Annotated in this window: 24 protein-coding genes; 10 read left to right on the forward strand and 14 right to left on the reverse strand. The window is 60.0% G+C overall.

What is annotated here, in order from left to right; translation table 11 throughout:
- Nucleotides 1-72 precede the first annotated feature (72 nt).
- Nucleotides 73-1011 (reverse strand): carbohydrate ABC transporter permease, encoded by a 939-nt coding sequence (locus tag KNN17_RS01175; protein WP_241707102.1) that lies wholly within the window; start codon nt 1009-1011, stop codon nt 73-75.
- Nucleotides 1008-1958, reverse strand: a complete 951-nt coding sequence (locus tag KNN17_RS01180) for a carbohydrate ABC transporter permease (protein WP_241707124.1) — start codon at nt 1956-1958, stop codon at nt 1008-1010. Before KNN17_RS01180 ends, KNN17_RS01175 begins: the two co-directional genes overlap by 4 nt.
- A 303-nt stretch (nt 1959-2261) precedes the next feature.
- Here KNN17_RS01180 and KNN17_RS01185 point away from each other — a divergent pair, with 303 nt between their 5' ends.
- The 8 genes from KNN17_RS01185 (at nt 2262) to KNN17_RS01220 (ending at nt 7654) form a co-directional block, all read left to right on the forward strand.
- Nucleotides 2262-3209: a P1 family peptidase gene (locus KNN17_RS01185; protein WP_241707125.1), complete on the forward strand. Its 948-nt coding sequence runs from the start codon at nt 2262-2264 to the stop codon at nt 3207-3209.
- Between the two features lie 256 nt (nt 3210-3465).
- A complete protein-coding gene (gene infA / locus KNN17_RS01190; protein WP_009358723.1) occupies nt 3466-3687 on the forward strand; it encodes a translation initiation factor IF-1 in 222 nt (73 codons plus the stop codon).
- A 75-nt stretch (nt 3688-3762) separates the two neighbouring features.
- Nucleotides 3763-3876, forward strand: a complete 114-nt coding sequence (gene rpmJ / locus KNN17_RS01195; protein ID WP_011775570.1) for a 50S ribosomal protein L36 — start codon at nt 3763-3765, stop codon at nt 3874-3876.
- A gap of 193 nt (nt 3877-4069) precedes the next feature.
- A complete protein-coding gene (rpsM, locus tag KNN17_RS01200) occupies nt 4070-4447 on the forward strand; it encodes a 30S ribosomal protein S13 (protein ID WP_011775569.1) in 378 nt (125 codons plus the stop codon).
- 102 nt (nt 4448-4549) lie between these two features.
- A complete protein-coding gene (gene rpsK, locus KNN17_RS01205) occupies nt 4550-4951 on the forward strand; it encodes a 30S ribosomal protein S11 (protein ID WP_028265083.1) in 402 nt (133 codons plus the stop codon).
- 142 nt (nt 4952-5093) lie between these two features.
- Nucleotides 5094-6104, forward strand: coding sequence for a DNA-directed RNA polymerase subunit alpha (locus tag KNN17_RS01210; RefSeq protein WP_011692778.1), 1011 nt, complete (start codon nt 5094-5096; stop codon nt 6102-6104).
- Nucleotides 6105-6170: 66 nt separating this feature from the next.
- The gene (gene rplQ, locus KNN17_RS01215; protein WP_241707126.1) at nt 6171-6731 is read left to right on the forward strand and encodes a 50S ribosomal protein L17; all 561 of its coding nucleotides are present in this window, start codon (nt 6171-6173) and stop codon (nt 6729-6731) included.
- A 32-nt stretch (nt 6732-6763) separates the two neighbouring features.
- Entirely contained in the window at nt 6764-7654 is an 891-nt protein-coding gene (locus KNN17_RS01220; RefSeq protein WP_241707127.1) for a tRNA pseudouridine synthase A, read from the forward strand.
- Between the two features lie 212 nt (nt 7655-7866).
- On the opposite strand, the gene KNN17_RS01225 is transcribed toward KNN17_RS01220, so the two are convergent.
- The 10 genes from KNN17_RS01225 to KNN17_RS01270 all read right to left on the reverse strand — a co-directional run bounded on the left by KNN17_RS01225 (nt 7867) and on the right by KNN17_RS01270 (nt 17360).
- Nucleotides 7867-8745: a type II secretion system F family protein gene (locus KNN17_RS01225; protein WP_241707128.1), complete on the reverse strand. Its 879-nt coding sequence runs from the start codon at nt 8743-8745 to the stop codon at nt 7867-7869.
- A gap of 11 nt (nt 8746-8756) precedes the next feature.
- The gene (locus KNN17_RS01230) at nt 8757-9698 is read right to left on the reverse strand and encodes a type II secretion system F family protein (protein WP_241707129.1); all 942 of its coding nucleotides are present in this window, start codon (nt 9696-9698) and stop codon (nt 8757-8759) included.
- A 2-nt stretch (nt 9699-9700) separates the two neighbouring features.
- Nucleotides 9701-11182 (reverse strand): CpaF family protein, encoded by a 1482-nt coding sequence (locus tag KNN17_RS01235; RefSeq protein WP_241707130.1) that lies wholly within the window; start codon nt 11180-11182, stop codon nt 9701-9703.
- The gene (locus KNN17_RS01240; RefSeq protein ID WP_241707131.1) at nt 11179-12378 is read right to left on the reverse strand and encodes an AAA family ATPase; all 1200 of its coding nucleotides are present in this window, start codon (nt 12376-12378) and stop codon (nt 11179-11181) included. The genes KNN17_RS01235 and KNN17_RS01240 overlap by 4 nt, the downstream gene beginning before the upstream one ends.
- A complete protein-coding gene (gene cpaB, locus KNN17_RS01245; RefSeq protein ID WP_241707132.1) occupies nt 12378-13139 on the reverse strand; it encodes a Flp pilus assembly protein CpaB in 762 nt (253 codons plus the stop codon). Before cpaB ends, KNN17_RS01240 begins: the two co-directional genes overlap by 1 nt.
- A 58-nt stretch (nt 13140-13197) precedes the next feature.
- On the reverse strand, nt 13198-14247 hold the full coding sequence (locus KNN17_RS01250; RefSeq protein ID WP_242598407.1) for a TadE/TadG family type IV pilus assembly protein: 1050 nt from the start codon (nt 14245-14247) through the stop codon (nt 13198-13200).
- A complete protein-coding gene (locus KNN17_RS01255) occupies nt 14235-14642 on the reverse strand; it encodes a TadE/TadG family type IV pilus assembly protein (protein ID WP_241707134.1) in 408 nt (135 codons plus the stop codon). The genes KNN17_RS01250 and KNN17_RS01255 overlap by 13 nt, the downstream gene beginning before the upstream one ends.
- Before the next feature lie 126 nt (nt 14643-14768).
- Entirely contained in the window at nt 14769-14960 is a 192-nt protein-coding gene (locus tag KNN17_RS01260; RefSeq protein WP_241707135.1) for a Flp family type IVb pilin, read from the reverse strand.
- A 1296-nt stretch (nt 14961-16256) separates the two neighbouring features.
- The gene (locus KNN17_RS01265; RefSeq protein WP_241707136.1) at nt 16257-16448 is read right to left on the reverse strand and encodes a Flp family type IVb pilin; all 192 of its coding nucleotides are present in this window, start codon (nt 16446-16448) and stop codon (nt 16257-16259) included.
- Nucleotides 16449-16706: 258 nt separating this feature from the next.
- Complete coding sequence (locus KNN17_RS01270) at nt 16707-17360, reverse strand: prepilin peptidase (protein WP_241707137.1); 654 nt, start codon at nt 17358-17360, stop codon at nt 16707-16709.
- 296 nt (nt 17361-17656) lie between these two features.
- On the opposite strand from KNN17_RS01270, the gene rplM reads away from it, so the two are divergent.
- Both rplM and rpsI read left to right on the forward strand, forming a co-directional pair.
- The gene (gene rplM, locus KNN17_RS01275) at nt 17657-18100 is read left to right on the forward strand and encodes a 50S ribosomal protein L13 (protein ID WP_024817563.1); all 444 of its coding nucleotides are present in this window, start codon (nt 17657-17659) and stop codon (nt 18098-18100) included.
- 36 nt (nt 18101-18136) lie between these two features.
- A complete protein-coding gene (gene rpsI, locus KNN17_RS01280) occupies nt 18137-18646 on the forward strand; it encodes a 30S ribosomal protein S9 (RefSeq protein ID WP_078108113.1) in 510 nt (169 codons plus the stop codon).
- A 149-nt stretch (nt 18647-18795) separates the two neighbouring features.
- Here the strand turns inward: rpsI and KNN17_RS01285 are convergent, their stop codons facing one another.
- Complete coding sequence (locus KNN17_RS01285; protein WP_241707138.1) at nt 18796-20724, reverse strand: ArnT family glycosyltransferase; 1929 nt, start codon at nt 20722-20724, stop codon at nt 18796-18798.
- Complete coding sequence (locus KNN17_RS01290) at nt 20721-21950, reverse strand: glycosyltransferase (RefSeq protein ID WP_241707139.1); 1230 nt, start codon at nt 21948-21950, stop codon at nt 20721-20723. The genes KNN17_RS01285 and KNN17_RS01290 overlap by 4 nt, the downstream gene beginning before the upstream one ends.
- Nucleotides 21951-22027 lie beyond the last annotated feature (77 nt).

Raw genomic sequence — 22027 nt, forward strand, 5'->3', positions numbered from 1 at the left:
AAAGGTGGTGAGGTTGTGTCTGGACGGTGCGGCCGGGGTTCGGGGAAGGCCGCGCTGGATGGTGCGGTGTAGCTAGCCTGTGACGCTGCCCTGGGTGAGCCCGGCAACGATGTAGCGCTGCAACGCTGCGAAGACCAGGAGGATGGGGATGATGACGAGTACGGCTCCGGCCATCAGGATTCCCCAGCCTGCGCCGTTTCCTTCAGAGTTCTGAAGCAGGGTCAGGCCGACCGGGAGGGTCATGGTTTCCGGCCGGTCCGTGATGATCAGGGGCCAGATGTAGTCGTTCCATTCGCTGACCACCGTGACGAGGGCAACGGTGGCGATGGACGGGAGCGAGACAGGAACGACAACTTGCCACAGCCTGCGCCAATGGCCGGCGCCGTCGATTTCCGCGGCTTCGAGGATGGAAGCCGGAAGCGTCTTGAAATGCTGGCGAAGGAGGAAAGTCCCAAAGGCCGTGCCGAGGCCCGGAAGAATGATCCCCCACAGGGTGTTCTTCCCGCCGATCCCAGCGATCAGGATGTAGTTGGGGAGGATCGATACCTGCGGCGGCACCATCAGGGCCACGAGGATTACGACGAAGATGACGTTCTTGAACGGGAAGCGGACAAAAACCAGGGCGTAGGCGGTCAGGATCGCCAGGATCACCTTGACCGTGGAGCCGACCGTGGTGACGATGAGGCTGTTCAGGAAGAACCGCGCGAACGGCACCGTTGTCATGGCCGTGTGGTAGTTATCGAGGTTCAGGCCCTGCGGCAGGATCTTGAGATCAGTGGTGACGATTTCGCCCGGCTGCTTGAAGGAACTCAACACCATCCACAACAGCGGGAGGACAACCACCAGGGTGGCCACGATCAGCGGGATATAACCTCCGGCCAGTGCCTGGACCAGGTTTGCGCGGGAGAACGGCTTGTCACGCCGCGCTGGGAGATCCGGACCGCCGTCGGGAGCTTTCAGGGCCCCGACGCCGCTAGCGGGGTTGGGGCTGACGGGAGAGAGCGTGCTCATGAGTAGTGCACCTTCCGTTCGACGAACCGCAACTGGAGCACGGTGATGATGAGCAGGATGGCGAAGAGCACCACCGAGATGGCGGCGGAGTACCCGGCGCGGTTGTAGGCGCCGAAGGCTTGCAGATACGCCTCGTAGATCAGCGTGCTGGTGCCGTTGCCCAGCGGTGTCATGATCCGGATGAGGTCAAAGGCCTGAAGCGAGCTGATCATCGTGGTGATCAGGAGGAAGAACGTTGTGGGCGAGAGCAGCGGAACGGAGATGCTCATGAAGCGGCGGAGGCCGTTGGCTCCGTCCAGGGACGCTGCCTCCATGACGTCCTTCGGGAGTGACTGGAGCCCGGCAAGGTACACGACGGCGCAATAGCCGAGGTTCTTCCACACGTAGACGATGATGACCATCACGAGGGAGAGCTGCGGATCGTTGATCCACTGCGGGCTTTGCTGGCCGATGCCGCGGAGCAGCCAGGACAGCACGCCGTATCCGGGGTCGAAGATGAACAGCCACACGAGGCCGACACCCACGCCGCTGAGGACGTAGGGGGCGAAGACCGCTGAACGCGCAAATGTGGTGCCGCGTACCTTCGCGTTCAAGGCGAGGGCCACCAAGAGGCCCAGCGTCATGGAACCGCCGACGGTGACCACGGTGAAGACGAGGGTGGTGCCAAGTACTTGCGGAGCGTCGGAGCTGGTGAAGAAGGCGACATAGTTGTCAAGGCCCACAACAGTGGCCGAGGTGGAGCCCAAGGTCCAGTCGAGGGTCGAGTAGTACATGTTGTTGATCAAGGGCAGATACGTGAACACCGCGATCAGCGCCAAGTTCGGCAGGGCCAGTGCCAGGAACACGAAGAAGTCGCGTCGGGTTCGGCCGGACCAACGTCCCCGGCGCTGAGGGGCCGGGACAGCCTGCGCGGTGGCCGCGGGGCTGCTAGTCAGCTGTCTTGTCATGGGAGGTCTCTAACGGTTCGCAGATATCGGGGCGCGCCGGACTCGGACTGGTGGGTCAAGGGGGCGGCTAGATTTACCTCACCACACGGGAGCCTCTGTCAAGTCACAAAAAGGGCAGTTCGCGGGATTGTTGGACAAGGCTTTTGCGCTTGTTTACTCGATGTTTCGTGACGGGTGGGGCCGTGTTTACATTCGAGGCACGACTACCGCTTGTGCCCAACTGGCTCGCAGTTGTTGTCGTTTAGACGGCTCATAACGACAACAACTGCGAGCTACTTGGGTGAGGGGGAGCAGAATGGGCACATGACTTCCAAGATCACTGATGTGCCTGGAATCCGGGTGGGACATGTCCAACGGACCGGCGATGGCTGGCTGAGCGGGGTGACCGTTGTCCTCCCGCCTCCCGGGACGGTGGGTTCGGTGGACGTACGCGGCGGCGGGCCGGGCACGCACGAGACGGACGCGCTCGACCCCACCACCCTCGTGCCCACGGTCGACGCCGTCGTGCTCACCGGCGGGAGTGCCTTCGGTTTGGTCACGGCCCACGGTGCCCAGCGATGGTGCGAAGAACAAGGACGCGGATTCGCGGTGCCCGGGGGAGTGGTGCCGATCGTTCCGGCCGCGGCAATCTTCGACCTGGGCCGCGGCGGCGACTTTGCCGCCCGCCCCGACGAAGCCATGGGATACGAAGCGGCCGCGGCCGCGGCGTCGGGCGAGCACGCCGACGTCGGGCGCGGAAACGTCGGTGCCGGTACCGGTGCCGTGATCGGGCGGGGCGCGTTCAAAGGGGGAGTGGGGACCGCGTCCATCACCCTGGACGGGGGCGTGGTGGTGGGTGCGCTCGCAGTGGTCAACGCGCTGGGGATGCCTATCGGCGCATCGTCCGGGCGGGGGGAATCCGCCAACTCCGAACCGGCTGGACCCCCGGCACTGAACACCACACTCGTCGTCGTCGCCACGAACGCGGTCCTCGACCCCGCCGAATGCAAGCGCACCGCGAGTGCCGCGCACGCCGGCCTCGCCCGGGCGCTGAGTCCTTCCCATACCCTCGCCGACGGCGACACTGTGTTCGCGCTGGCGACGGGCGGCGTCGCGCTTGACCGCAGTTCGGAACAAGCAAGGCAGGTTTCGCTCATTACCCTGCAAAGCGCGGCGGCAGACGCCGTCCGCCTTGCTGTCCTCGATGGTGTCGCGGCTGCGGAATCGGTCACGACGGCGGCAGGCACCTTCCCCGCCTACGGCGCGGTTTAGCGGGATTCGCGGGGCTTCGCGGCACGGTGAAGGGTGACACCGTGCCGCTGTCTGCGCTAGCATGGGCGGATTTAACTTTCGCGCCGACTTGGCGTAGAGTTGTCTGTTGGTTGTCTGCACAGCCACGCCCATTTAACAGGTCGCGAGTCCTGCTTCGTGGAGTGGCAGGAGCCGGACGGCCAAACAAACAAAAAACGTCCGCAGATTTTCCGGTGCCTAACCGGAGGATTGCGGCAAACAACAGTTAGCGGAGGATATGGCCAAGAAGGACGGGGTCATTGAGATCGAGGGCGTTGTGACTGAGGCGCTGCCCAATGCGATGTTTCGCGTTGAGCTCACCAACAAGCACATCGTTCTTGCACATATCTCGGGGAAGATGCGACAGCACTACATCAGGATTCTCCCTGAGGACCGCGTAGTGGTGGAGCTAAGCCCTTACGACCTCACACGTGGTCGCATCGTCTACCGTTACAAGTAATTGCTGGGCGGCAGCCTTGGGAAACCGGGGTAGTTGCCGCGACAGCTGACCAACTGCAACACGCAAAGGAACGCCATGAAGGTCAAGCCGAGCGTTAAGCAGATCTGCGACAAGTGCAAAGTGATCCGCCGTAATGGCCGGGTCATGGTGATCTGCGAGAACCCGCGCCACAAGCAGCGCCAGGGCTAATTCCCCGCAAGGGAACTAGCGCCCGAGAGGGCAAACCTGGGTTGCTAACCCACGCAAGTAAATAAAGGCAGCACAAGCTGAATCGGGACGTATTAGAGCCTGGACAGCTAACCCCCGGTCGGAGGCTGGGGCCGCACTGAAAGTGCGGGTGTACTGCCTACGACCTCCGGTTTATTCAAGGAGTACTGCCACTATGGCTCGTCTCGCTGGCGTAGACATTCCCCGCGAAAAGCGGTTGGAAATTGCGCTTACTTACATCTACGGCGTGGGCAAGACCCGTGCACACGAAACCCTGGCTGCCACCGGCATCAGCGCTGACGTTCGCGTCAAGGACCTGACTGACGCCGAGCTGGTCCAGCTGCGTGACTACATTGAAGGCAACTACAAGGTTGAGGGTGACCTTCGCCGCGAAGTAGCAGCAGATATCCGCCGCAAGGTTGAAATCGGCAGCTACGAAGGCCTGCGTCACCGCAAGGGCCTGCCCGTACGCGGTCAGCGTACGAAGACCAACGCTCGTACCCGCAAGGGCCCGAAGCGTACCGTCGCCGGCAAGAAGAAAGCCGGCCGCTAGTCCCCATTCGCCCCCTAAAATCGCTGCGCGATTTTAGGGAACCCGGCAAATGTGGGCCCAAGCAGCTGACTTTCCCCCAATAAACTTTCTGTAGGAGAAATAATGCCCCCGAAGACTCGTGGCGCGGTTCGCAAGCCGCGTAAGAAGGACAAGAAGAATATCGCGCTTGGCCAGGCGCACATCAAGAGCACCTTTAACAACACCATCGTGTCCATCACGGACCCGAACGGTGCTGTAATCTCCTGGGCTTCCGCCGGTGAGGTTGGATTCAAGGGCTCCCGCAAGTCCACCCCGTTCGCCGCCCAGATGGCTGCAGAGGCTGCTGCAAAGCGCGCCCAGGAGCACGGTCTGCGCAAGGTTGACGTGTTCGTCAAGGGACCGGGATCCGGACGCGAGACCGCAATCCGTTCGCTGCAGGCCGCTGGCCTCGAGGTCGGCTCCATCCAGGACGTCACCCCCAGCGCCCACAACGGTTGCCGCCCGCCGAAGCGCCGCCGCGTCTAATTGGATTCTTGGCCTTGCCGGCCGGGTTCGCCACGGAACAGCCTGACTGCTCCGTGGCGCCCGGCCGGCAAAGCCGGAACCAAGCCGATTTCCACCACCTGTGTTGCGTCATATAGCGGATGCTCGCCGAAAGGAAACCTAAGTGCTTATTGCACAGCGCCCCACTCTGTCTGAAGAAGTAGTCTCCGAGAACCGCTCGCGTTTCATCATTGAACCGCTGGAACCGGGCTTTGGTTACACCCTCGGAAACTCCCTCCGCCGTACCCTGCTCTCCTCCATCCCCGGTGCTGCTGTAACCAGCATCCGGATCGATGGCGTGCTGCACGAGTTCACCACGGTTCCGGGTGTCAAGGAAGATGTCACTGAGATCATCCTGAACATCAAGAACCTCTCGGTGTCCTCCGAGCACGATGAGCCGGTTGTTGCATACCTGCGCAAGCAGGGCCCCGGAGTCGTCACGGCCGCGGACATCGCTCCGCCGGCCGGCGTCGAATTCCACAACCCGGATCTGCACATTGCCACGCTGAACTCGAAGGGCAAGTTCGAACTCGAACTGACCATCGAACGCGGCCGCGGCTACGTTTCGGCAGCTCAGAACAAGTCCGGCGACTCCGAGATCGGCCGTATCCCGGTCGACTCGATCTACTCGCCGGTCTTGAAGGTTACCTTCCGCGTGGAAGCTACCCGTGTTGAGCAGCGCACTGACTTCGACAAGCTGATTGTCGACGTCGAGACCAAGCAGGCTATCGCCCCGCGCGACGCCGTTGCTTCGGCAGGCACCACCTTGGTGGAACTGTTCGGTCTTGCACGTGAGCTGAACACCGCAGCTGAAGGTATCGAGATTGGCCCGTCGCCGACGGACGCTGCCCTGGCAGCTGACATGGCACTGCCGATCGAGGATCTGGACCTCACCGTCCGTTCCTACAACTGCCTCAAGCGTGAGGGCATCCACACCGTGGGTGAACTCGTTGCCCGCTCCGAGGCTGACCTGATGGACATTCGTAACTTCGGTGCGAAGTCCATCGATGAGGTCAAGGCAAAGCTGGTTGAACTGGGTCTGTCCCTCAAGGATTCCCCTCCCGGTTTCGATCTTGCAGCCCGCGCCGCAGCCATCGAAGAGGACGACGCCGCGTTCAGCGACGACGAGCTCTAACAAGCAGATCTTGGCCACCGAGTCCACGTTCGGACCCGGACGGCCTTCATTACAGGAGAAATTACTATGCCTACCCCCACTAAGGGTCCGCGCCTCGGAGGCGGTCCGGCTCACGAGCGCCTGATGCTCGCGAACCTGGCAGCAGCCTTGTTCGAGCACAAGCGCATCACCACGACGGTCACCAAGGCCAAGCGCCTGAAGCCGTACGCGGAGCGCCTCGTGACCTTCGCCAAGCGCGGCGACCTGTCCTCCCGCCGTCGAGTGCTCGGCCTGATCAGCGACAAGGGCATCGTCCACGAGCTGTTCACCGACATCGCCGGCGCCGTTGCCAACCGCGATGGTGGCTACACCCGCATCACCAAGATCGGCAACCGCAAGGGCGACAACGCTCCCATGGCTGTCATCGAGCTGGTTCTTGAGCCGGTTTCCCCGAAGCAGGCTGTAGTTGCCGAGGCAACTGCTGCTGCCAAGAAGGACGCTGAGAAGGCTGCTCCGGCCGCCGAAGAAGCCGCTCCGGTTGCTGAGGAAGAGGTCGTTGAGGCTGAAGCCCCCGAGACCGAAGCCGAAGCTCCCGAAGCTGAAGCTGCTGAAACCGAAGAGGCTCCGGCCGCTGAGGAAAAGAAGTAATTCACTGAATTCTTCACAGTAGACTTAAGTCTATGAACGAACGAAAACCCGCTGCCCCCGTTTTGGGGGGCGGCGGGTTTTTGCGTGTCCGGATGGATCTTTCGTATGACGGGGGCCCTTTCAACGGGTGGGCCCTTCAGCCCGGTCTCCGGACCGTGCAGGGTTCGTTGGAAGAGGCGTTGGCGCTGATCGTGCGGCGTCCTGTGCGGGTCACCGTGGCGGGGCGGACCGACGCCGGTGTCCACGCGCGAGGACAAGTGGCGCACATCGATCTGTCCGAGGCCGAGTGGGGCGGACTGCCGAGGGGCCACGAGATCGACCCCTCTGCAGCGCTGCTGCGGCGGCTTCGCGGAGCCTTGAGCCGGGTCCTGCAGGATGAGACCGGCGCCATTGAAGTGCACGACGTCGGACTGGCGCCTGATGGTTTCGACGCTCGCTTCTCAGCGTTGTGGCGCCGCTACAGCTACCGGATCGCCGATGGCGCCGAGCGCTGGGATCCTGTCCTGCGCAGGCTCACCCTGTGGCACAAGACTGAGTTGGACGAGGACGCGATGAACGCGGGAGCCGCGGCGCTGCTCGGGCTCCAGGATTTCCGTGCCTACTGCAAGCCCCGCGAGGGAGCCACCACTATCCGCGAGCTGCAGCGGCTGGAGTTCGTCCGCGGCAGCGACGGTGTGCTGGTGGCCAACGTCCAGGCGGATGCCTTTTGCCACAACATGGTGCGCGCCCTGGTGGGATCGGCATTTCGGGTGGGGGAGGGACTGGAGAGTCCCGAGTGGTTGCATGAACGTTTGCTTGCCGGCGTGAGGGATGCCAAGTCGGTGTTGGCCGCGCCGCATCCCTTGGTTCTGGAGGAAGTGGCGTATCCCTCCGACGACGAACTGTTCGCACGGGCCGAGCTGACGCGGGCTCGGCGGGAGTAGGTTTGGGGCTTCCAAGCTGTCCCGGACGGCCTGGCCGTTCGCCGGGGCTTGGACGTTGGACGGCCCCCTCCCGGCTCTGGGTACCGTGGAGGGGGCCTGCGATGACCGCCCGCGGTTCTGGGTTCGCGGGTGGTCGGTCAATAGCGCCCCAGATGCGCTGGTCATGAGTTTCCGCACGCACCCTGGAGCAGGGTGCGTTTAGCAGAGCTGTCCTAGGTGAACGCCGCGATGATGTTGATGGCTGCGGGGCCAAGCAGGACGATGAAAAGGACCGGGAAGATACAGAAAATCAGCGGGAACAATACCTTTACGGGGAGCTTCATGGCCTTTTCCTCGGCCCGCTGCCTGCGCTTAACTCTTGCTTGCTTCGCCTGTGTGCGAAGTACCTTGGCGATTCCAATTCCGTACTTGTCGGCCTGGACGACTGCCCTGACGAAGCTCCGGACATCTGGAACGGTGCTCCTCGCAGCCAGCGCCTCGTAGGATTCTTGGCGTGGGCGCCCAACTTGGATGTCCTGAAGTGTCCGCGTGAGTTCCTGAGCCAGCGGGCCGTTTCCAGTTGTTCCGGCCCGTGCCATGGCCGATTCGAATCCAAGTCCGGCTTCAACGGCAATCAACATCTGGTCCAGGGTATTAGGGAGCTCCAATTCGATCGCTTCCTGACGCTTGATTCCCTTGTTGTAGATCAGAAGATCCGGCGCGAAGTAGAGGAAGATCGTCAAGAAGATAGCGATGCCGAGGTTTGTTGATGACGGTGTGCTGCTGAAGAGAAGAAAGCCGATCGCGGCGCCAGTCAGCGCGGCAATCGGTTTCGAGATGATCAGCTTCTCCAAGGGCATGGACTGCGGCCGGCCCGCCATTGCGAGCCATCGGTCCAGTTTTGCTTCGTAGCTTCGAGGAGTAGTCCGCTTAGAAAGCCCAAGCAATAGGGAGGTGCGTTGAACTTCGGGATTGCCGGCTCGCGACAAACCGGTTCCTAGATTCGTCTGGACAGCCAAAGCACCCTTTCTGTCCAGCGTGATAAGGACCCACGCGAAGTAGGCCAAGGGCAGCACAATCGCTGCGATGATGAGCCAAACCATGGGAGTCATTGCCGTTCTCCTTAGAACTTGATCTTGACGATGCGGCTCATCCAGAAACCGCCAACGACAAAGAGCAGGAAACTCACCGCAAGCATGATGAGTCCGATGGGCTGCTGGAACATCACGTCGAGATAGCCGGGGTTGACTGCCTTCATGAACAATCCGACGCCAATTGGAAGGGCCATCAGAATGTAGGCAGACATCTTCCCCTCGGCGCTTAGCGACCGAACGTGGCCCTTTATCTCGCTTCGCTCTCGAATGGTTGCCGCTACTTGCTCAAGAACCTCCGCCAGATCGCCGCCGACTTCACGGTTGATCTGGATAGCTTGGCCTATCCAGCGAAAATCCTCGCTCTGCATGCGGTCGGCGCATTCCTCGATAGCCTGGCGAGCGTCCTTTCCGATACGCGTTTCGTTCACGATGCGGGCAAATTCTTCGGAACTCGGAACGTCGGCCTCTAGTGCGGCGGCTTCGATCGAGCGCATCACGCTGTGGCCGGCGCGCAGGCCGCCGATCAACATTTGGATGGAATCGGTGAGCTGACGATCAAATTTTCCTCGCCGCTTCTCGGCGAGGAATCCCAGCACTATCCTTGCGAGGAAAGGGGTCACCGCGGCCCCCACAAGGCCAACAGGCCAATTGACGGTCAATGTTCCAAACACGCCTACAGCGAGCGCACATGCTGCGACGAGAACTGTGAAGTCTGCAGGAGCCATCTTCAGGCCGGCGTTATAAAGCAGTGCGCGGTTGTATGGCCCTCCAGATTCGCCAAGGACGCCGGCCACCGCGTCGGCGGTGGACTGTGAGACTTTGCTGATGGCGGATGGTTCAGGCTGATGGCCCCAACGACGGCGACTGAGCGGAACCGAACCGTGGCGTGGTTTGAGCACTACAAAGAACACCACGAAGAGAGCGGCGAGACACAGTGCAAAGCCGGCCAAGGGCGTCGAGAGCAAGGCCATCGCTACCGCCTCCCTGCCGGAACGGATTCAACACCGAAGACTGCCGGAGACACCGCGATGCCGAGTTCGGCAAAGCGATCGAGAAACCGTGGACGTATTCCTGTCGGAATCGGTTTACCCAGGAAACGGCCGAAGGGATCGATCCCGGCGGAATAGTCGAACAAGAAGGCGTCCTGCAAGGTCACGATTTCCCCCTCCATCCCCTGAACTTCGGTGACGTGGGTCACTCGACGGCTTCCGTCGCGCAACCGTGTGACCTGGACCAGAAGGTCTACCGCGGAGGACACTTGCTCGCGGATGGCGCGGAGCGGCAAATCCATTCCTGCCATGAGGACTAGCGTTTCCAGACGTGCAATGGCATCGCGCGGTGAATTTGCATGCACGGTTGAGAGGGAACCGTCGTGCCCGGTGTTCATGGCCTGCAACATATCCAGGGATTCACCGCCTCGCACTTCGCCTACGATGATTCGGTCTGGCCTCATACGGAGGGAATTGCGTACCAGATCCCGTATGCCTATCGCGCCCTTGCCTTCAATGTTCGGGGGACGGCTCTCGAGACGTACCACGTGTTGTTGCTGTAGCTGAAGTTCTACGGCATCCTCGATGGTCACGATCCGGTCTTCCTCAGGTATGAATGAGGACAGTACGTTGAGCAGGGTCGTCTTACCGGTGCCGGTTCCGCCGGAGACAATGATGTTCAAACGCGCCCGAACGCACGCGCTAAGCAGCTCCGCGATTTCGGGCGTGAGCGAACCCCACTCAACGAGATTCTGCACAGTGAGGGGTACGTGGCTGAATTTCCTGATGGTGAGGGAGGGCCCGTTCACCGCGAGCGGAGGAATAATCGCGTTCACACGAGAACCGTCCTCCAGCCTCGCGTCAACGAGGGGCGAAGATTCGTCGATGCGACGTCCCACACGCGACACGATCCGCTCAATGACTTTTCGAAGATGATCGTCTGAACTGAACCGCGCACCCGTCAAGGAGAGGTGGCCATGGCGTTCGATATAGATCTGGTCAAATCGATTGACCATGATTTCAGTGACTGATGGATCCTCAAGTAGACGCTGAAGGGGTCCGTAACCCATAACCTCGTCCGCGATCTCTCGGATGAGGCGCCTACGTTCCTCTGGCGAAAGAGGGACCTGTTCCTGGTCAATTACAGCCGAGAGTTCATCAATCGCAGTGGCACGAAGTTCCTCTTCGGACGAGGATGTATCACCAAATCGTGTTCCCATCCGTTCAAAAAGAGCCTGTGCAGCGCGCTCCTTCAGTCCAGCAAGCGCATCGACAACTGGTGTCTCTTGGCCGCCAGACAGGTACAACGGTGACGACGACCTAGAAACCGGAGCCAATGACGGGGCTACGGCAACGACGGCAGGGACCTCGGTTGGCGGTGAGTTGATGCCTTCGGACAAATCGGGATTGGCGCCGTCCACTTCGGGAGAACGTTGTGAATTGGAGAGTCGGGCTGAAAGCTTCATGACACAACCACCCGTCGGTGCTGTTGGTTGTGGGTAGTTGATACCCACTTCGGATCGAAGCGGTCTACAAGCTTCTTCAAGCCCTTCGACGCTGCATCGCGTGTAGTGCCCTGTAGCACCGGGATACCTCGGTTGGTGCTGAAAGGCAGCGTCCGTGAACGGGGAATCACTGTGTCGATCGGCACCCCGATGGTCGCCTCGACGTCCTGTACTGAGATTCCGCTCCTGCGATCAGCGAAGTTCAATACGGTGTGCCGGCCGGCGGGGAGAAGCTGAAGTTCCTTCAGCACGCTGAAGCATTTTCGAAGACCCCGGATACTCGGGACGTCCATGCCGCATACCCACACGCCGTCGGTGGCCAGTTCCAAAGTGGCCAGGCAGTGCTCGCCGAGCCCTGGAGCCGTGTCCACGACAACATACTTGAACTCGCTGGCCAGCTGGTTGATGAGCTGGGAGACGTGATCAGCCGTGATGTAGTCCGATTCCGCCGGTGTCCTTGGTGCGCAGAGGGCGTAAATTCCCGCTGGATGCACAGTAAGGAAGGCCTTCAGGACCATGGAATCCTGGGAGGCCGTTCCGCGGACGGCTTCAGTGATCGAGTGCTCAGGTTCGAGTAGCAACCCCGAGGCAACGTCGCCGAATTGCAGGTCAAGGTCAACGATGACGACGCCCATGGGCGCCAGCTTCCCCAATCCGATCGCCAGATTGGTTGCAACAGTCGTCTTTCCTACCCCGCCTTTGGGAGACATAACAGCGACGACGCGTCCGCGCTCCTGGCTTGGATCCGCGGCCGGAGCCATTCCCCTACGTCGGCTGGCCGAGGCCAGACATGCGCGCTCAAGCAACACCCGGAGTTCGTTGACGTCTATTTCGGGGGTGACTACATCACGTATCCCGGAATGCATGGCTCTTAGGATGAGGTCGGGACTCGGTTCTGCAATGAGCAAAAGGCTGATCTCCGGATACTGGAGATCGAAGACAGTCGCCAGTTTCAAGGCATTCTCCGGGGTGACCCCTGGGCCGAGAATCAGGACCTCGGGTGGAGCACCATTGAGCTGCCTAAAAACATCGTCCGGTCCGCCGGACAAGACGTCTGGAGACAAAGTCTGCAGTTCGCCATGAAGGGCACCGGCAATGGCTTGACGCACGCGGCCCTCAAAATCGCGAACAGCAGTGATGGCTACAAAGCGACTCATTAGTACAGCCCTCCGAATGTAGTGATTGGAGGATTGCTCTTCTTGGTGGTGTCCGTTTGTTTGGCGAGCCACAGTGTCCCGAATTCGGAACTGAAGACCATCTTTGAGGCGTCTGCATCGCTCCTAGCCACCGTGACGAACGCAGAGCCATTGGGCATGGCCACTGCAGGGTCCGTCGAAGTAGAGCTCGCTTTTTGTGTTTGCGCGGGGGCCTGTTGCACAGCAGTCACGAGGACATCGTGGAAAAGGAGCCCTGTCGACTGCTTCGATCCCGCTGGTATGTTTGTGCCCGCGGGCATCGGCTCGTCGGTCTTAAACGAGCTGTAAACGGTGACTTTGTCGCCAGCCGCAAGCCGGCCACCAAGCATCCGTTCGGGTGTGAGAAGGAAGGTAACTTCGGTCATACCGTCTGGAACCGGAACGGTTCCAGGAACCAGTTCTGCGGGTGCCACCAGCCTAGAGGAAATAAGCTGCTCCCCGGGTGCCAAATTAACGGAGGTGACTTTTCCGTTCTGGTCGGTCAGCTCGTGGAGGGCGCCTGACGCAACCGCTGACTGCGGAATCGACTTTAGCTCGACTCTGCTGCCGAGATCTTCGGCTTTTGTTCCAGCGGGGACTGCGTCCTTGACGACGAGTACACTTATGGGGTCCATTCCTTTTGCTGCTCTGGCATCGGCACCTTGCACGTACACAACAAGTAGTACAGCTCCGACAACCGCCAACAGCAGCGCTGCGATGCCTCCCAGTAGGCGTGATTTCACTTGACTAGCTCCTTTCAAAATCCCAGATCAATTGAATTGGCTAAGCGGAGTCCAGGATCTACCCCGTAAGCGCGATCACGGAGGCCCCAAAATCGGGAAGGCCGCCGCCGATCGACATTCCCTCTTGAAGGGAAACAAAACGAGCGAAAAAGCCTTGAATACCGCGGCAGTTTCCTGTGCAGCTGGGTGCGAGAGAGTCACTGACTCCTCCCGAGCCGCTGAACTTGTAGCCCGTTACCTGGAATGCACCAAACCCCACGAGGGTGTAGGTCGCGTTGCTACCGTTCCCCGTCGCCGAGTTGAAGAGAGGAACAAGGACGGGTTTGTCCATGATCGTGGAGAGAACCGTGCTGCAGGCGGGGGCATTCGGGAAGTGATTACCGGGTTGACCGCTCACTTGTGCTGAAATGCTGATGTTCGTAGAGCAGCCCGAATTAGTAACGAGCCAGCCGAAGCCGCCGGGTTCATAGCCGTTCTGTGCTGCACAGCCCGGATACGTGGGCGCGTTCGTGTCGTAACGCATCAGGATATGGGTCGGCACTGGATCGCCGGTGAAATTCCCGGTGGATTGCAGTGACGCTAACTGACTGGGCGTGAGGTACTTCTCGAAGACACACTCGCTCATGGTCCAGGGAAGGGTCGTGCCCGTCGAAGGTGGCCCCCAGGACGCTTGGGCTGTGGCCCGAACGTCTGCGGAATTGATTCCCAGCACTCTCGCGAAGAACAGGGAAAAGCTGTTCGAACCGGTGGTGGCATCGCGACTGTTTGTCTCGACGCGTACCGTGGTCGCCTGGGGAAAAGTGATGGAGGAAACGCCGCTTGAACCGTCGTTGGCGTTTCCGTTGGCGAGCCTTGATGCCGTCGTGGTGGGGGTCCCGCAGTCGCCGGCGGCGCAATCACCAGCGATCGCGAGCGCCGCGGCATCGGCCCCGTTTTGCAGTTGGGCCTTTTCGGCGTACAACGCGCCAACGTCAATGGCCAAAGCCGCGAAGCCGAGCAGGACCACAAGGAGGAAGGCCACTATCAGAGTCACTGCGCCTCTCTCGCTGTTATCGGAGGTCTTAGCCTTCCGATGCCCAAGGAGGTGGGTACCTTTCAGCCGCCGCATTTCATCACCCCGACTCCAGTCATTGACATTGGGAAGATTCCCGGCATTCCGAAGAGCCCGCCATTCAGGAAACCCGTCAGTGACGGAAGAGAGACCCTGGTCGTAACCGTGACGTCGGAAGTCGGTGAGCAACTTCCAACATTGCTGGTGACTGTCATCCCCAGGCCACTGAGCGTCGGTGCGGCCCTTTGTGCCGTGCCGGTGACGTCCAGACCGGAGTCCTGATAGTGGATGGCGGCATTTCTCGCGCCCTCCCTTGCCGCTTCCGTCAGGGAAACCTGAACGTTCAGCACCCGACCAAATTCAATGATTCCGATCAGAATCAGCAGCAGCAGGGGGAGGACAATCGCCAGTTCGACGGCTACTGCACCACGTTCTTTCTTTTTCGCTTTCAAGAACATCTCCCAGAATTAGTTCCCGAATAAGGATGTTCGCCCAGCTTCAAGGTGGACTTTTGTGTTAAGCGGTTTGGCTCCGGTTGCGGCTCTCACCGCAACCGGAGCCAAACGATGAAATCAGAGCTAAAGGCTAGTTGTAACGCCCGCGAACATAGCCTTGATTGCGAGGCCCAGCGGACCAACAGCCGCCAGGACAATCACTGCGATAAGGGCGACCATGATGCCGTACTCCACCATCGTCGCTCCCTTCTCGGAGTTGAACCGCTCCTTGACGCCGGCGATGAATGAGACAACGGAGAGCATGAGAGTTGACATTGGATGAACCTTCCCAGATAAGTGAATTTTTCTACGAATTCCAACCGTCCACATATTCCGTTTGACGGTTTCGGTTTTCGTTAGGACAAGAATTGCGTGTGGGTGGGTTAACAAACAATGCGTAGTGGTACTCGACTTTTCGGGGGCGATTTGCGCGAACTACTCGCAAGTGGGGCCCGAGTACTCGGTTTTTCTGGCTAAGTACTACTCAAGCTACGAGGCGGCAGTGGCCTGTGGGCGTCAAGGGAAGCCTGCGAAAATTGTGAGCATGACAGATACGAGGAGTGCCACCCCAATTGCTGCGGAGAACGTGGGTGCCGGTCCGTGAACCACCGGCGAGGCTTGGTTCCGCGCTGCAACTGCAACAGCCGGATCGTCATTACCTACCCACCACAAAGCCGATCGGTCCCCTGTAGCCCAGTTGGGTCCAACCCAAGTAGCCCAAGTACATCTTCGAGTGGTGCTGAGGGGCCTCGCACAGCCCTTCCGAGGCTGCCCCGAGAAATTGATCGGAGAAAAATGACCCCAAAGATCAAAATGACGCCGCCGGCGGCCGCGCGAAGCATAGAAAGCTGGATGAACATCGGCAACCACGTCGCCGCTATCCGCTCTGAGCCTTTATCCCGCTGATCGACTACCCGGCTCGCGTCACCATCGCCGATGTCTCCGACGAGCAGGACGGATCCCACCTGAGAGACGCTTACCTTCACTCGTGAATTCGGGGGCCTCGCCTACCCGGGTCAACGCGGGCACCTGGCTTTCCGCCATCGCCAGGGATGCATCCCGATCCGCAGGCTTGGCTAGTTTGGTCATGCCGTGAGCGGCGGTCGACGAAATGTCGTATGAGCGCGGCTCCGGGCCGATCGGACGAACAATGGGTTACTCCGGAGCGTGTGGCGCTCGGCACTTTCGAGCTGATCAACCCCATTGAGCGGAGTTCCCGCGTCGGCCACGGAGCTGGGACGATACTCAACGAAGAACGCCGCCGCGGTCAGCCTGTGACGGGGATGGGCGACTTGCCACGCCGGAGCATCGGGAATAGGCAGAAAGAATTAGGGGGTTAACGCCGAAAGGGCGCTCCTTAGCCGGGGAAGCAACGGTTCAACGACCGCAATCTTTCCCAGTTCAGAGCGCCCATGTTCGGTGCGTCGCGCAATTCTTCCGAAAATTAAGACAGATCTGCGGGGTTTGCGAATTTCTGCCCGTCCTCGGACGTGGCCACTGTGTGCCCAAAGATCGTTTCAGCGCGCGCTCTTGCCGAAAGCAATAAGTCTCGACAAGCAATGAAGTGGCCGCCTATACGCTGGCAGTGACTCCTGTGAATATTCCAGCGATTGCCTGCCCCAACGGACCGACGGCTGCCAGGACGATCACCGCGATAAGGGCGACCATGATGCCGTACTCCACCATCGTCGCCCCCTTCTCGGAAGTGAACCGTTCCTTGACACCGGCGATGAATGAAACAACGGAGAACATGAAAGTGGACATTGTAAAACCTTCCCCAGATAAGTGAATTTTCTTACGAGTCCCTGCCGCTCACATACCCCGTCCGGCGGTTGGATCTCGCTAGGACAAGAATTGCCCGTGAGTGGGTTAACAAACAATGCGTGGCGTTACTCGTTTTCCGACTCCCGGACGTGGCAACTACTCGCTCGCGTGGCTGAACTACTTGGTTTTTTGGCTAACTACTACCCCAAACCGCAGGTTGTGGTTGCGCATGAGGAGGAGCGGGTAGCCGGCGAGTGACTAACCGCCAAGAAGTACCACTCCTATTGCGGCAGCGAACATAGCCGGTCCATGAGGCACTTCTGTGGGTTTGGCTCCGCGCTTCAGGAGCAACAACAGCACCGTCATTACCCCGCCAACCACGAAGCCCAGCAGTCCCCCGTAGAACAGCTGAGTCCAGCCCAAGTAGCCCAAGTACATTCCGAGTGGCGCCGCGAGCTTCACATCGCCCATTCCGAGGCCGCCGGGGGAAATTAATCCAAGAATTAAGTATCCGAGGAACAAAATGCCACCTCCAACAGCTGCGCGAAGTAGGGCGGGCCAGTCCGGAACCAGCACAGAGGACGTGGTTAGCAGGACGAGGCCGGCGGAAAGCAGAATCAAGACCAAGGGGTTCGGGAGTAAATGGTGGGCGACGTCCAAGCGGGACAGCTGAACCGCCAGTACTCCTAAGAGCAGGTAAGCGGGGAGGGCAGGTGACAAGCCGAACCGGACCGTCATGAGCGCAAACAACGCGGCCGTCACCACCGCTGTCGTGATCCTCACGGTGTAGGAGGGGAGTCCACCAAGCCGCGGCAGGGATCGGGCTATCAGAACCTCTGCCAGGGGGCTCGTGAGCAGCCCGAGGAGCCCGAGGGCGGCCACAAGCAAGGGCTGGGCGGCAGTTGCTGTCATGGCATCTCCTGGGGGGCTCGGAATGGGTCTCAGCTGTTCACGCTCGTTGCCAGCCTATTTTGACCCTGAAGCTCCTAGCCGCTATTGTTGATAGTCGTTGTGCGTGTCCTTTCTCGATGACACATGCCCGCTTGGGGATCCAGTTGCAGGATCGTTAACTCGACAGGCATATCGAGACTTCGGGATGACTGGTACATAGAGCCCTCACCTCTGCTCCGGTAGCGCATACCTAGTAGGCACACGCTTCAAGCGTGCCGCCTAAAACATGAACGCCAGAACAAGAACGAGGCAAAACCGTGCGTACGTACACCCCGAAGCCCGGCGATATCAACCGCCAGTGGCACGTCATCGATGCCACCGACGTTGTCCTTGGTCGTCTTGCCAGCCAGACCGCAACACTGCTGCGCGGAAAGCACAAGCCGACCTTTGCGTCCCACATGGACATGGGCGACTTCGTCATCATTATCAACGCTGAAAAGGTTGCCCTGACCGGCGCCAAGCTGGAGCAGAAGCGCGCATACCGCCACTCCGGCTACCCGGGCGGCCTGACCTCCGTCAACTACGCGGAGCTCTTGGAATCCAACCCGGTCCGCGCCGTGGAGAAGGCCATCAAGGGCATGCTCCCGAAGAACTCCCTCGCTGCACAGCAGCTGGGCAAGCTCAAGGTTTACCGTGGTGCAGAGCACCCCCACGCAGCCCAGCAGCCCAAGACTTTCGAAATCACCCAGGTCGCCCAGTAGTCCTGGCCACCAACCAACTTTTAATCAAGGAGAATCGTGGCTCAGAACGAAGAACTGACCACCGAGGCCGTTGTGGCTGAGGAAAACCTGACCAGCTACACCTCGGAGAGCGGTCCTGCAGAAGCAGAAGCGCCGAAGAAAGAGCGTCCGGCACTGACCGTTTCCGGCGCCGCAGTTGGCCGTCGTAAGGAAGCCGTTGCACGGGTTCGCATCGTGCCCGGAACCGGCAAGTGGATCATCAACGGTCGCGAGCTGGCCAACTACTTCCCGAACAAGCTGCACCAGCAGGACGTCAACGAGCCCTTCAAGATCCTTGATCTTGACGGCGCTTACGACGTCTTTGCACGTATCCACGGTGGCGGCATTTCCGGTCAGGCCGGCGCACTGCGCCTCGGCATCGCCCGTTCACTGAACGAGATCGACACCGAGAACAACCGCGCCACCCTGAAGAAGGCCGGCTTCCTGCGTCGTGACGCACGCGTCATCGAGCGCAAGAAGGCTGGTCTCAAGAAGGCACGCAAGGCGCAGCAGTACTCCAAGCGCTAAAAATGCTCTTACCCGTGGTGTTGCCGCTGGCGCGACATCACCACGGGGCCCTGAGCGCTTTTTAGCGCTCGGACCCACAAGCGCTAAACCCGCTTGCTCGAAAGCCCGTCCCGCCGTTTGGCGGGGCGGGCTTTCTTCGTACTTTGAACTTACTGGGTGAGGCGATAGAAGGACGTTCCATCGATTATCTCGGGCTGGAAGTTGCTTTCCACCCACTGCACAATGCGCGCAGATTCCCCTCGCCCGTCAGACGTCAAAGGCGGAAGGTTCTGGATCACAAACGATCCGACATTACCCTGGTGGACCATTGTCTGGAATTGCTCCAGTGTCGGGAAAGGATCTGTGCCGTCGAATCCACCCACTGGCAGGATCGCTCTGGAACTGTCCAGCTGATAATTGGCGGCCGTTTCCGAGCCGACAACCGCGGTTGCCCACCGCACGGACGCAGGGCTCGCTTTGATCCTCTCAAGGACTATCGGGGATGGCACGTCGCCGAACATGACCGCGGTGAAGCTGAGGGGCGTCCCGGTCGGCAGTTGAGTTCGATCTGGACTATCTGATCGAATGCCCAGGGTGCTGGGTCCGGCGACAACTCCTGCTCCGACGTGCGGACTAAGGGCCGTGTTTACCGACCAGATAGTAGGACCCAATAAAATTGATGCTCCTATAAATAGGGCTGGTACCGCTTGCGGTTGCCTTTTGACCGGTGGAAGTATCACGATGGCGACTGCCAAGCTACCCGCGACCAACAACACCTGGGGCAGCCAAGGGAATTCCGAGACGGACCGGGATACGGTAGTAAACCCCAGGATCAGGCAGCTAGCCATCACGACACCAGACGCTAGACGGACTAGCCCGCTTGCCAAGCGGCGCATAAGATGGGTGGCCGTAAACGCGGCTAAGCAACTGAGCGCCGGCACGGTTGAGATCGCGTAATAGGGATGGACGATGCCTGTCATCATGGCCAGGACCGTGGCCGAACAAATAAACCATGCGGCGCAGAAGGCCAAAAAAGCCCGCTGTTGCAACGTGCTATGTCGTCGAATGGCGAACCAAATAGTGATACCGACTCCAGCAATCGCGAGCGGGAGAAACCACGCGAACTGGGCCGAGAACTGTGGTTGTAGAAAACGTGTGAACCCAGGGCCAAGCTTCTGGTAGAGATCCGCACTAGGACCCGACAGCGTGTGGCTGGCATCCTCGCCGGTCAACCGGTCGAGCCCGTTGTAACCCAGCGTCAGTTCCCAGATGCTATTGGATCGGGAGCCGCCGATGAACGGCCTCTGAGCAGGATCCGCTTTCTGCGCGATGATGAGCCACCAGCCCGATGCGACTACTGCGGCGAGCAGTCCGGCCCCGAGGTGGAGCAATTTGCGATATACCGGCAATCGGGCGAAAACACCGTACGCAAGCGCGATCGCCGGCAGAATGAGTGCAACCTGTAGCTGCTTCGTGAGAAACCCGGCGCCGATCAGGGCCCCCGCGACGAGCAGCCAGCGCAGCTTCCCTCTGTCGATCGCCTCGAGTGTGGCGTAGGCGGCTCCGATCATGAGGAGAGTCAGCAGCGCATCCGGGTTGTTGTACCGGAACATGACGGTGGCCACGGGCGTTACCGCGAAGAAAAGCCCTGCAAGGAGGCCAGTTGCAGGGTCGGTCCGCTTCTGGACCATCCGATACAGCAAATAGACGCTGAGTACTCCCATGAGAGCCTGCGGCAAGAGGATGCTCCATGAGTTGAGTCCGAAAAGGCGCACCGAAAGCGACATGATCCACAAGGACATCGGCGGCTTGTCAACGGTAATTGCATTGCTGGGGTCGGAGGAACCGTAGAAGAACGCCGTCCAGTCTTCCGAGCCGGCCATGACGGCAGCGGAGTAGTAGGAGTTTGCCCAGCCGTTTCGGTCGAGTCCCCACATGTAGAGGACCGACGTCAAAGCAAGAAGGCCCAATAGAGCCGGCCGCTGCCACATCGGATTCAATGGATCCCCACGAAGCCACATCCGGAAGATCTGAGAAGGGCCCCCGATGACAGTGCCCAGGGCTGGTTGTCCGGGAAGTCGGCTGGTTTTGCTGCTCACACTGCCAACTGCTTAATGGTGGCCACGCCACGCCGTTTCTCCGTCCGCCGTACCCGGAAGACCCAGATACGAAGCAGGACGAAGCGGACAAGAGTGGCGAAAATATTCGCACTGGTCAGGACCAACAACTCAGTGCTGGGCGATGCATCCGGGTGAATGGCATGTAGCAATACCAGGGACGAAGAGGTGATCACCCAGGCGACTAGGAAAACCACAAGGCCTTGAAACTGTTGTGTGAACTGCCGCTCGGGGCCATGGATCCTGAAGGTGAAGCGGCGGTTGGCTGCCGTGTTCGCAATGGCAGTGAGTAACAAGGCCAGGAAGTTTCCCTGCTGTGGGCCAAACGGGCCCTGGAATAGCAGATACAGCAAAGCAAAAGCGAAAGTGGAGAACGCGCCGACGATTCCGAAACGTATCACCTGGCCGAAGAAACTTGGGCGGGTCGGCGTGGCGATAGGTCCTCGCCCCAGCTCCGCGTATATCGCTTGCAAAGGGATATTTCCCTTCATCATGGAACCGGCGACGCGTACGAGGCCCCTGATATCGTCGACGGCGGTTTGGCGGATATCCACCCTGCTGTCTGGATCGTCGATCCAGTCGACTGGAATCTCGTGGATTCGAAGTCCTGCACGCTCCGCCAAGATCAACAGCTCGGTGTCGAAGAACCAGCAGTTGTCCTTCACATACGGCAGCAGCCGATGCGCGACTTCCGCCCTGACTGCCTTAAAACCGCACTGGGCATCGGAAAACTGTACCTGCATGGTCCGTTTAAGAATCAGGTTGTAGCTCCGGGAGATGAATTCCCGTTTGGGACCCCTGACTACTCTCGAAGTCCTGCCAAGCCGCGTGCCGATGCTGACATCCGAGTGACCGGAAAGCAGGGGAGCGATGAGCGGAGGCAAAGCCGCCAAATCGGTTGAGAGGTCGACGTCTACATATGCCAGAACTTTGGCTTCGGACGATGTCCACGCGTCGCGGAGCGCAAAACCCCGCCCTTTAGTCTCCAGGCGCCGATAACTGACATTCGGAACCTCATCAGCGAGCTTCCGCGCAATTAAGCCGGTCGCATCAGTGCTCGCGTTGTCGGCAATCGTGATTTTCCAGCTGTACAACAATTCCCGGGAAAGGTAATCGGTGAGCCGGTAAATGCTTCTTTCGAGTATGGCGGACTCGTTGAAGACGGGGACGATTATTTCGAGCGCCAAGCCCCCAGAGCTAGGTGTCATGCGGCAATCGTAGATACTTGTTAAGGCCCTTTACTAGAGTGGAGGAAAAAGCGCAAGTCGAGTAGCTCCACTCTTGC

Source organism: Arthrobacter bambusae (assembly GCF_022606295.1).
Lineage (GTDB): Bacteria > Actinomycetota > Actinomycetes > Actinomycetales > Micrococcaceae > Arthrobacter > Arthrobacter bambusae_A.

What these genes read in the sequence shown, in the direction of transcription:
- KNN17_RS01175 (WP_241707102.1), bottom strand. Translation starts at nt 1,011, where the DNA reads ATGAGCACGCTCTCTCCCGTCAGCCCCAACCCCGCTAGCGGCGTCGGG.
- KNN17_RS01180 (WP_241707124.1), bottom strand. Translation starts at nt 1,958, where the DNA reads ATGACAAGACAGCTGACTAGCAGCCCCGCGGCCACCGCGCAGGCTGTC.
- KNN17_RS01185 (WP_241707125.1), top strand. Translation starts at nt 2,262, where the DNA reads ATGACTTCCAAGATCACTGATGTGCCTGGAATCCGGGTGGGACATGTC.
- infA (WP_009358723.1), top strand. Translation starts at nt 3,466, where the DNA reads ATGGCCAAGAAGGACGGGGTCATTGAGATCGAGGGCGTTGTGACTGAG.
- rpmJ (WP_011775570.1), top strand. Translation starts at nt 3,763, where the DNA reads ATGAAGGTCAAGCCGAGCGTTAAGCAGATCTGCGACAAGTGCAAAGTG.
- rpsM (WP_011775569.1), top strand. Translation starts at nt 4,070, where the DNA reads ATGGCTCGTCTCGCTGGCGTAGACATTCCCCGCGAAAAGCGGTTGGAA.
- rpsK (WP_028265083.1), top strand. Translation starts at nt 4,550, where the DNA reads ATGCCCCCGAAGACTCGTGGCGCGGTTCGCAAGCCGCGTAAGAAGGAC.
- rplQ (WP_241707126.1), top strand. Translation starts at nt 6,171, where the DNA reads ATGCCTACCCCCACTAAGGGTCCGCGCCTCGGAGGCGGTCCGGCTCAC.
- KNN17_RS01220 (WP_241707127.1), top strand. Translation starts at nt 6,764, where the DNA reads ATGAACGAACGAAAACCCGCTGCCCCCGTTTTGGGGGGCGGCGGGTTT.
- KNN17_RS01225 (WP_241707128.1), bottom strand. Translation starts at nt 8,745, where the DNA reads ATGACTCCCATGGTTTGGCTCATCATCGCAGCGATTGTGCTGCCCTTG.
- KNN17_RS01230 (WP_241707129.1), bottom strand. Translation starts at nt 9,698, where the DNA reads ATGGCCTTGCTCTCGACGCCCTTGGCCGGCTTTGCACTGTGTCTCGCC.
- KNN17_RS01235 (WP_241707130.1), bottom strand. Translation starts at nt 11,182, where the DNA reads ATGAAGCTTTCAGCCCGACTCTCCAATTCACAACGTTCTCCCGAAGTG.
- KNN17_RS01240 (WP_241707131.1), bottom strand. Translation starts at nt 12,378, where the DNA reads ATGAGTCGCTTTGTAGCCATCACTGCTGTTCGCGATTTTGAGGGCCGC.
- KNN17_RS01250 (WP_242598407.1), bottom strand. Translation starts at nt 14,247, where the DNA reads ATGCGGCGGCTGAAAGGTACCCACCTCCTTGGGCATCGGAAGGCTAAG.
- KNN17_RS01260 (WP_241707135.1), bottom strand. Translation starts at nt 14,960, where the DNA reads ATGTCAACTCTCATGCTCTCCGTTGTCTCATTCATCGCCGGCGTCAAG.
- KNN17_RS01265 (WP_241707136.1), bottom strand. Translation starts at nt 16,448, where the DNA reads ATGTCCACTTTCATGTTCTCCGTTGTTTCATTCATCGCCGGTGTCAAG.
- KNN17_RS01270 (WP_241707137.1), bottom strand. Translation starts at nt 17,360, where the DNA reads ATGACAGCAACTGCCGCCCAGCCCTTGCTTGTGGCCGCCCTCGGGCTC.
- KNN17_RS01290 (WP_241707139.1), bottom strand. Translation starts at nt 21,950, where the DNA reads ATGACACCTAGCTCTGGGGGCTTGGCGCTCGAAATAATCGTCCCCGTC.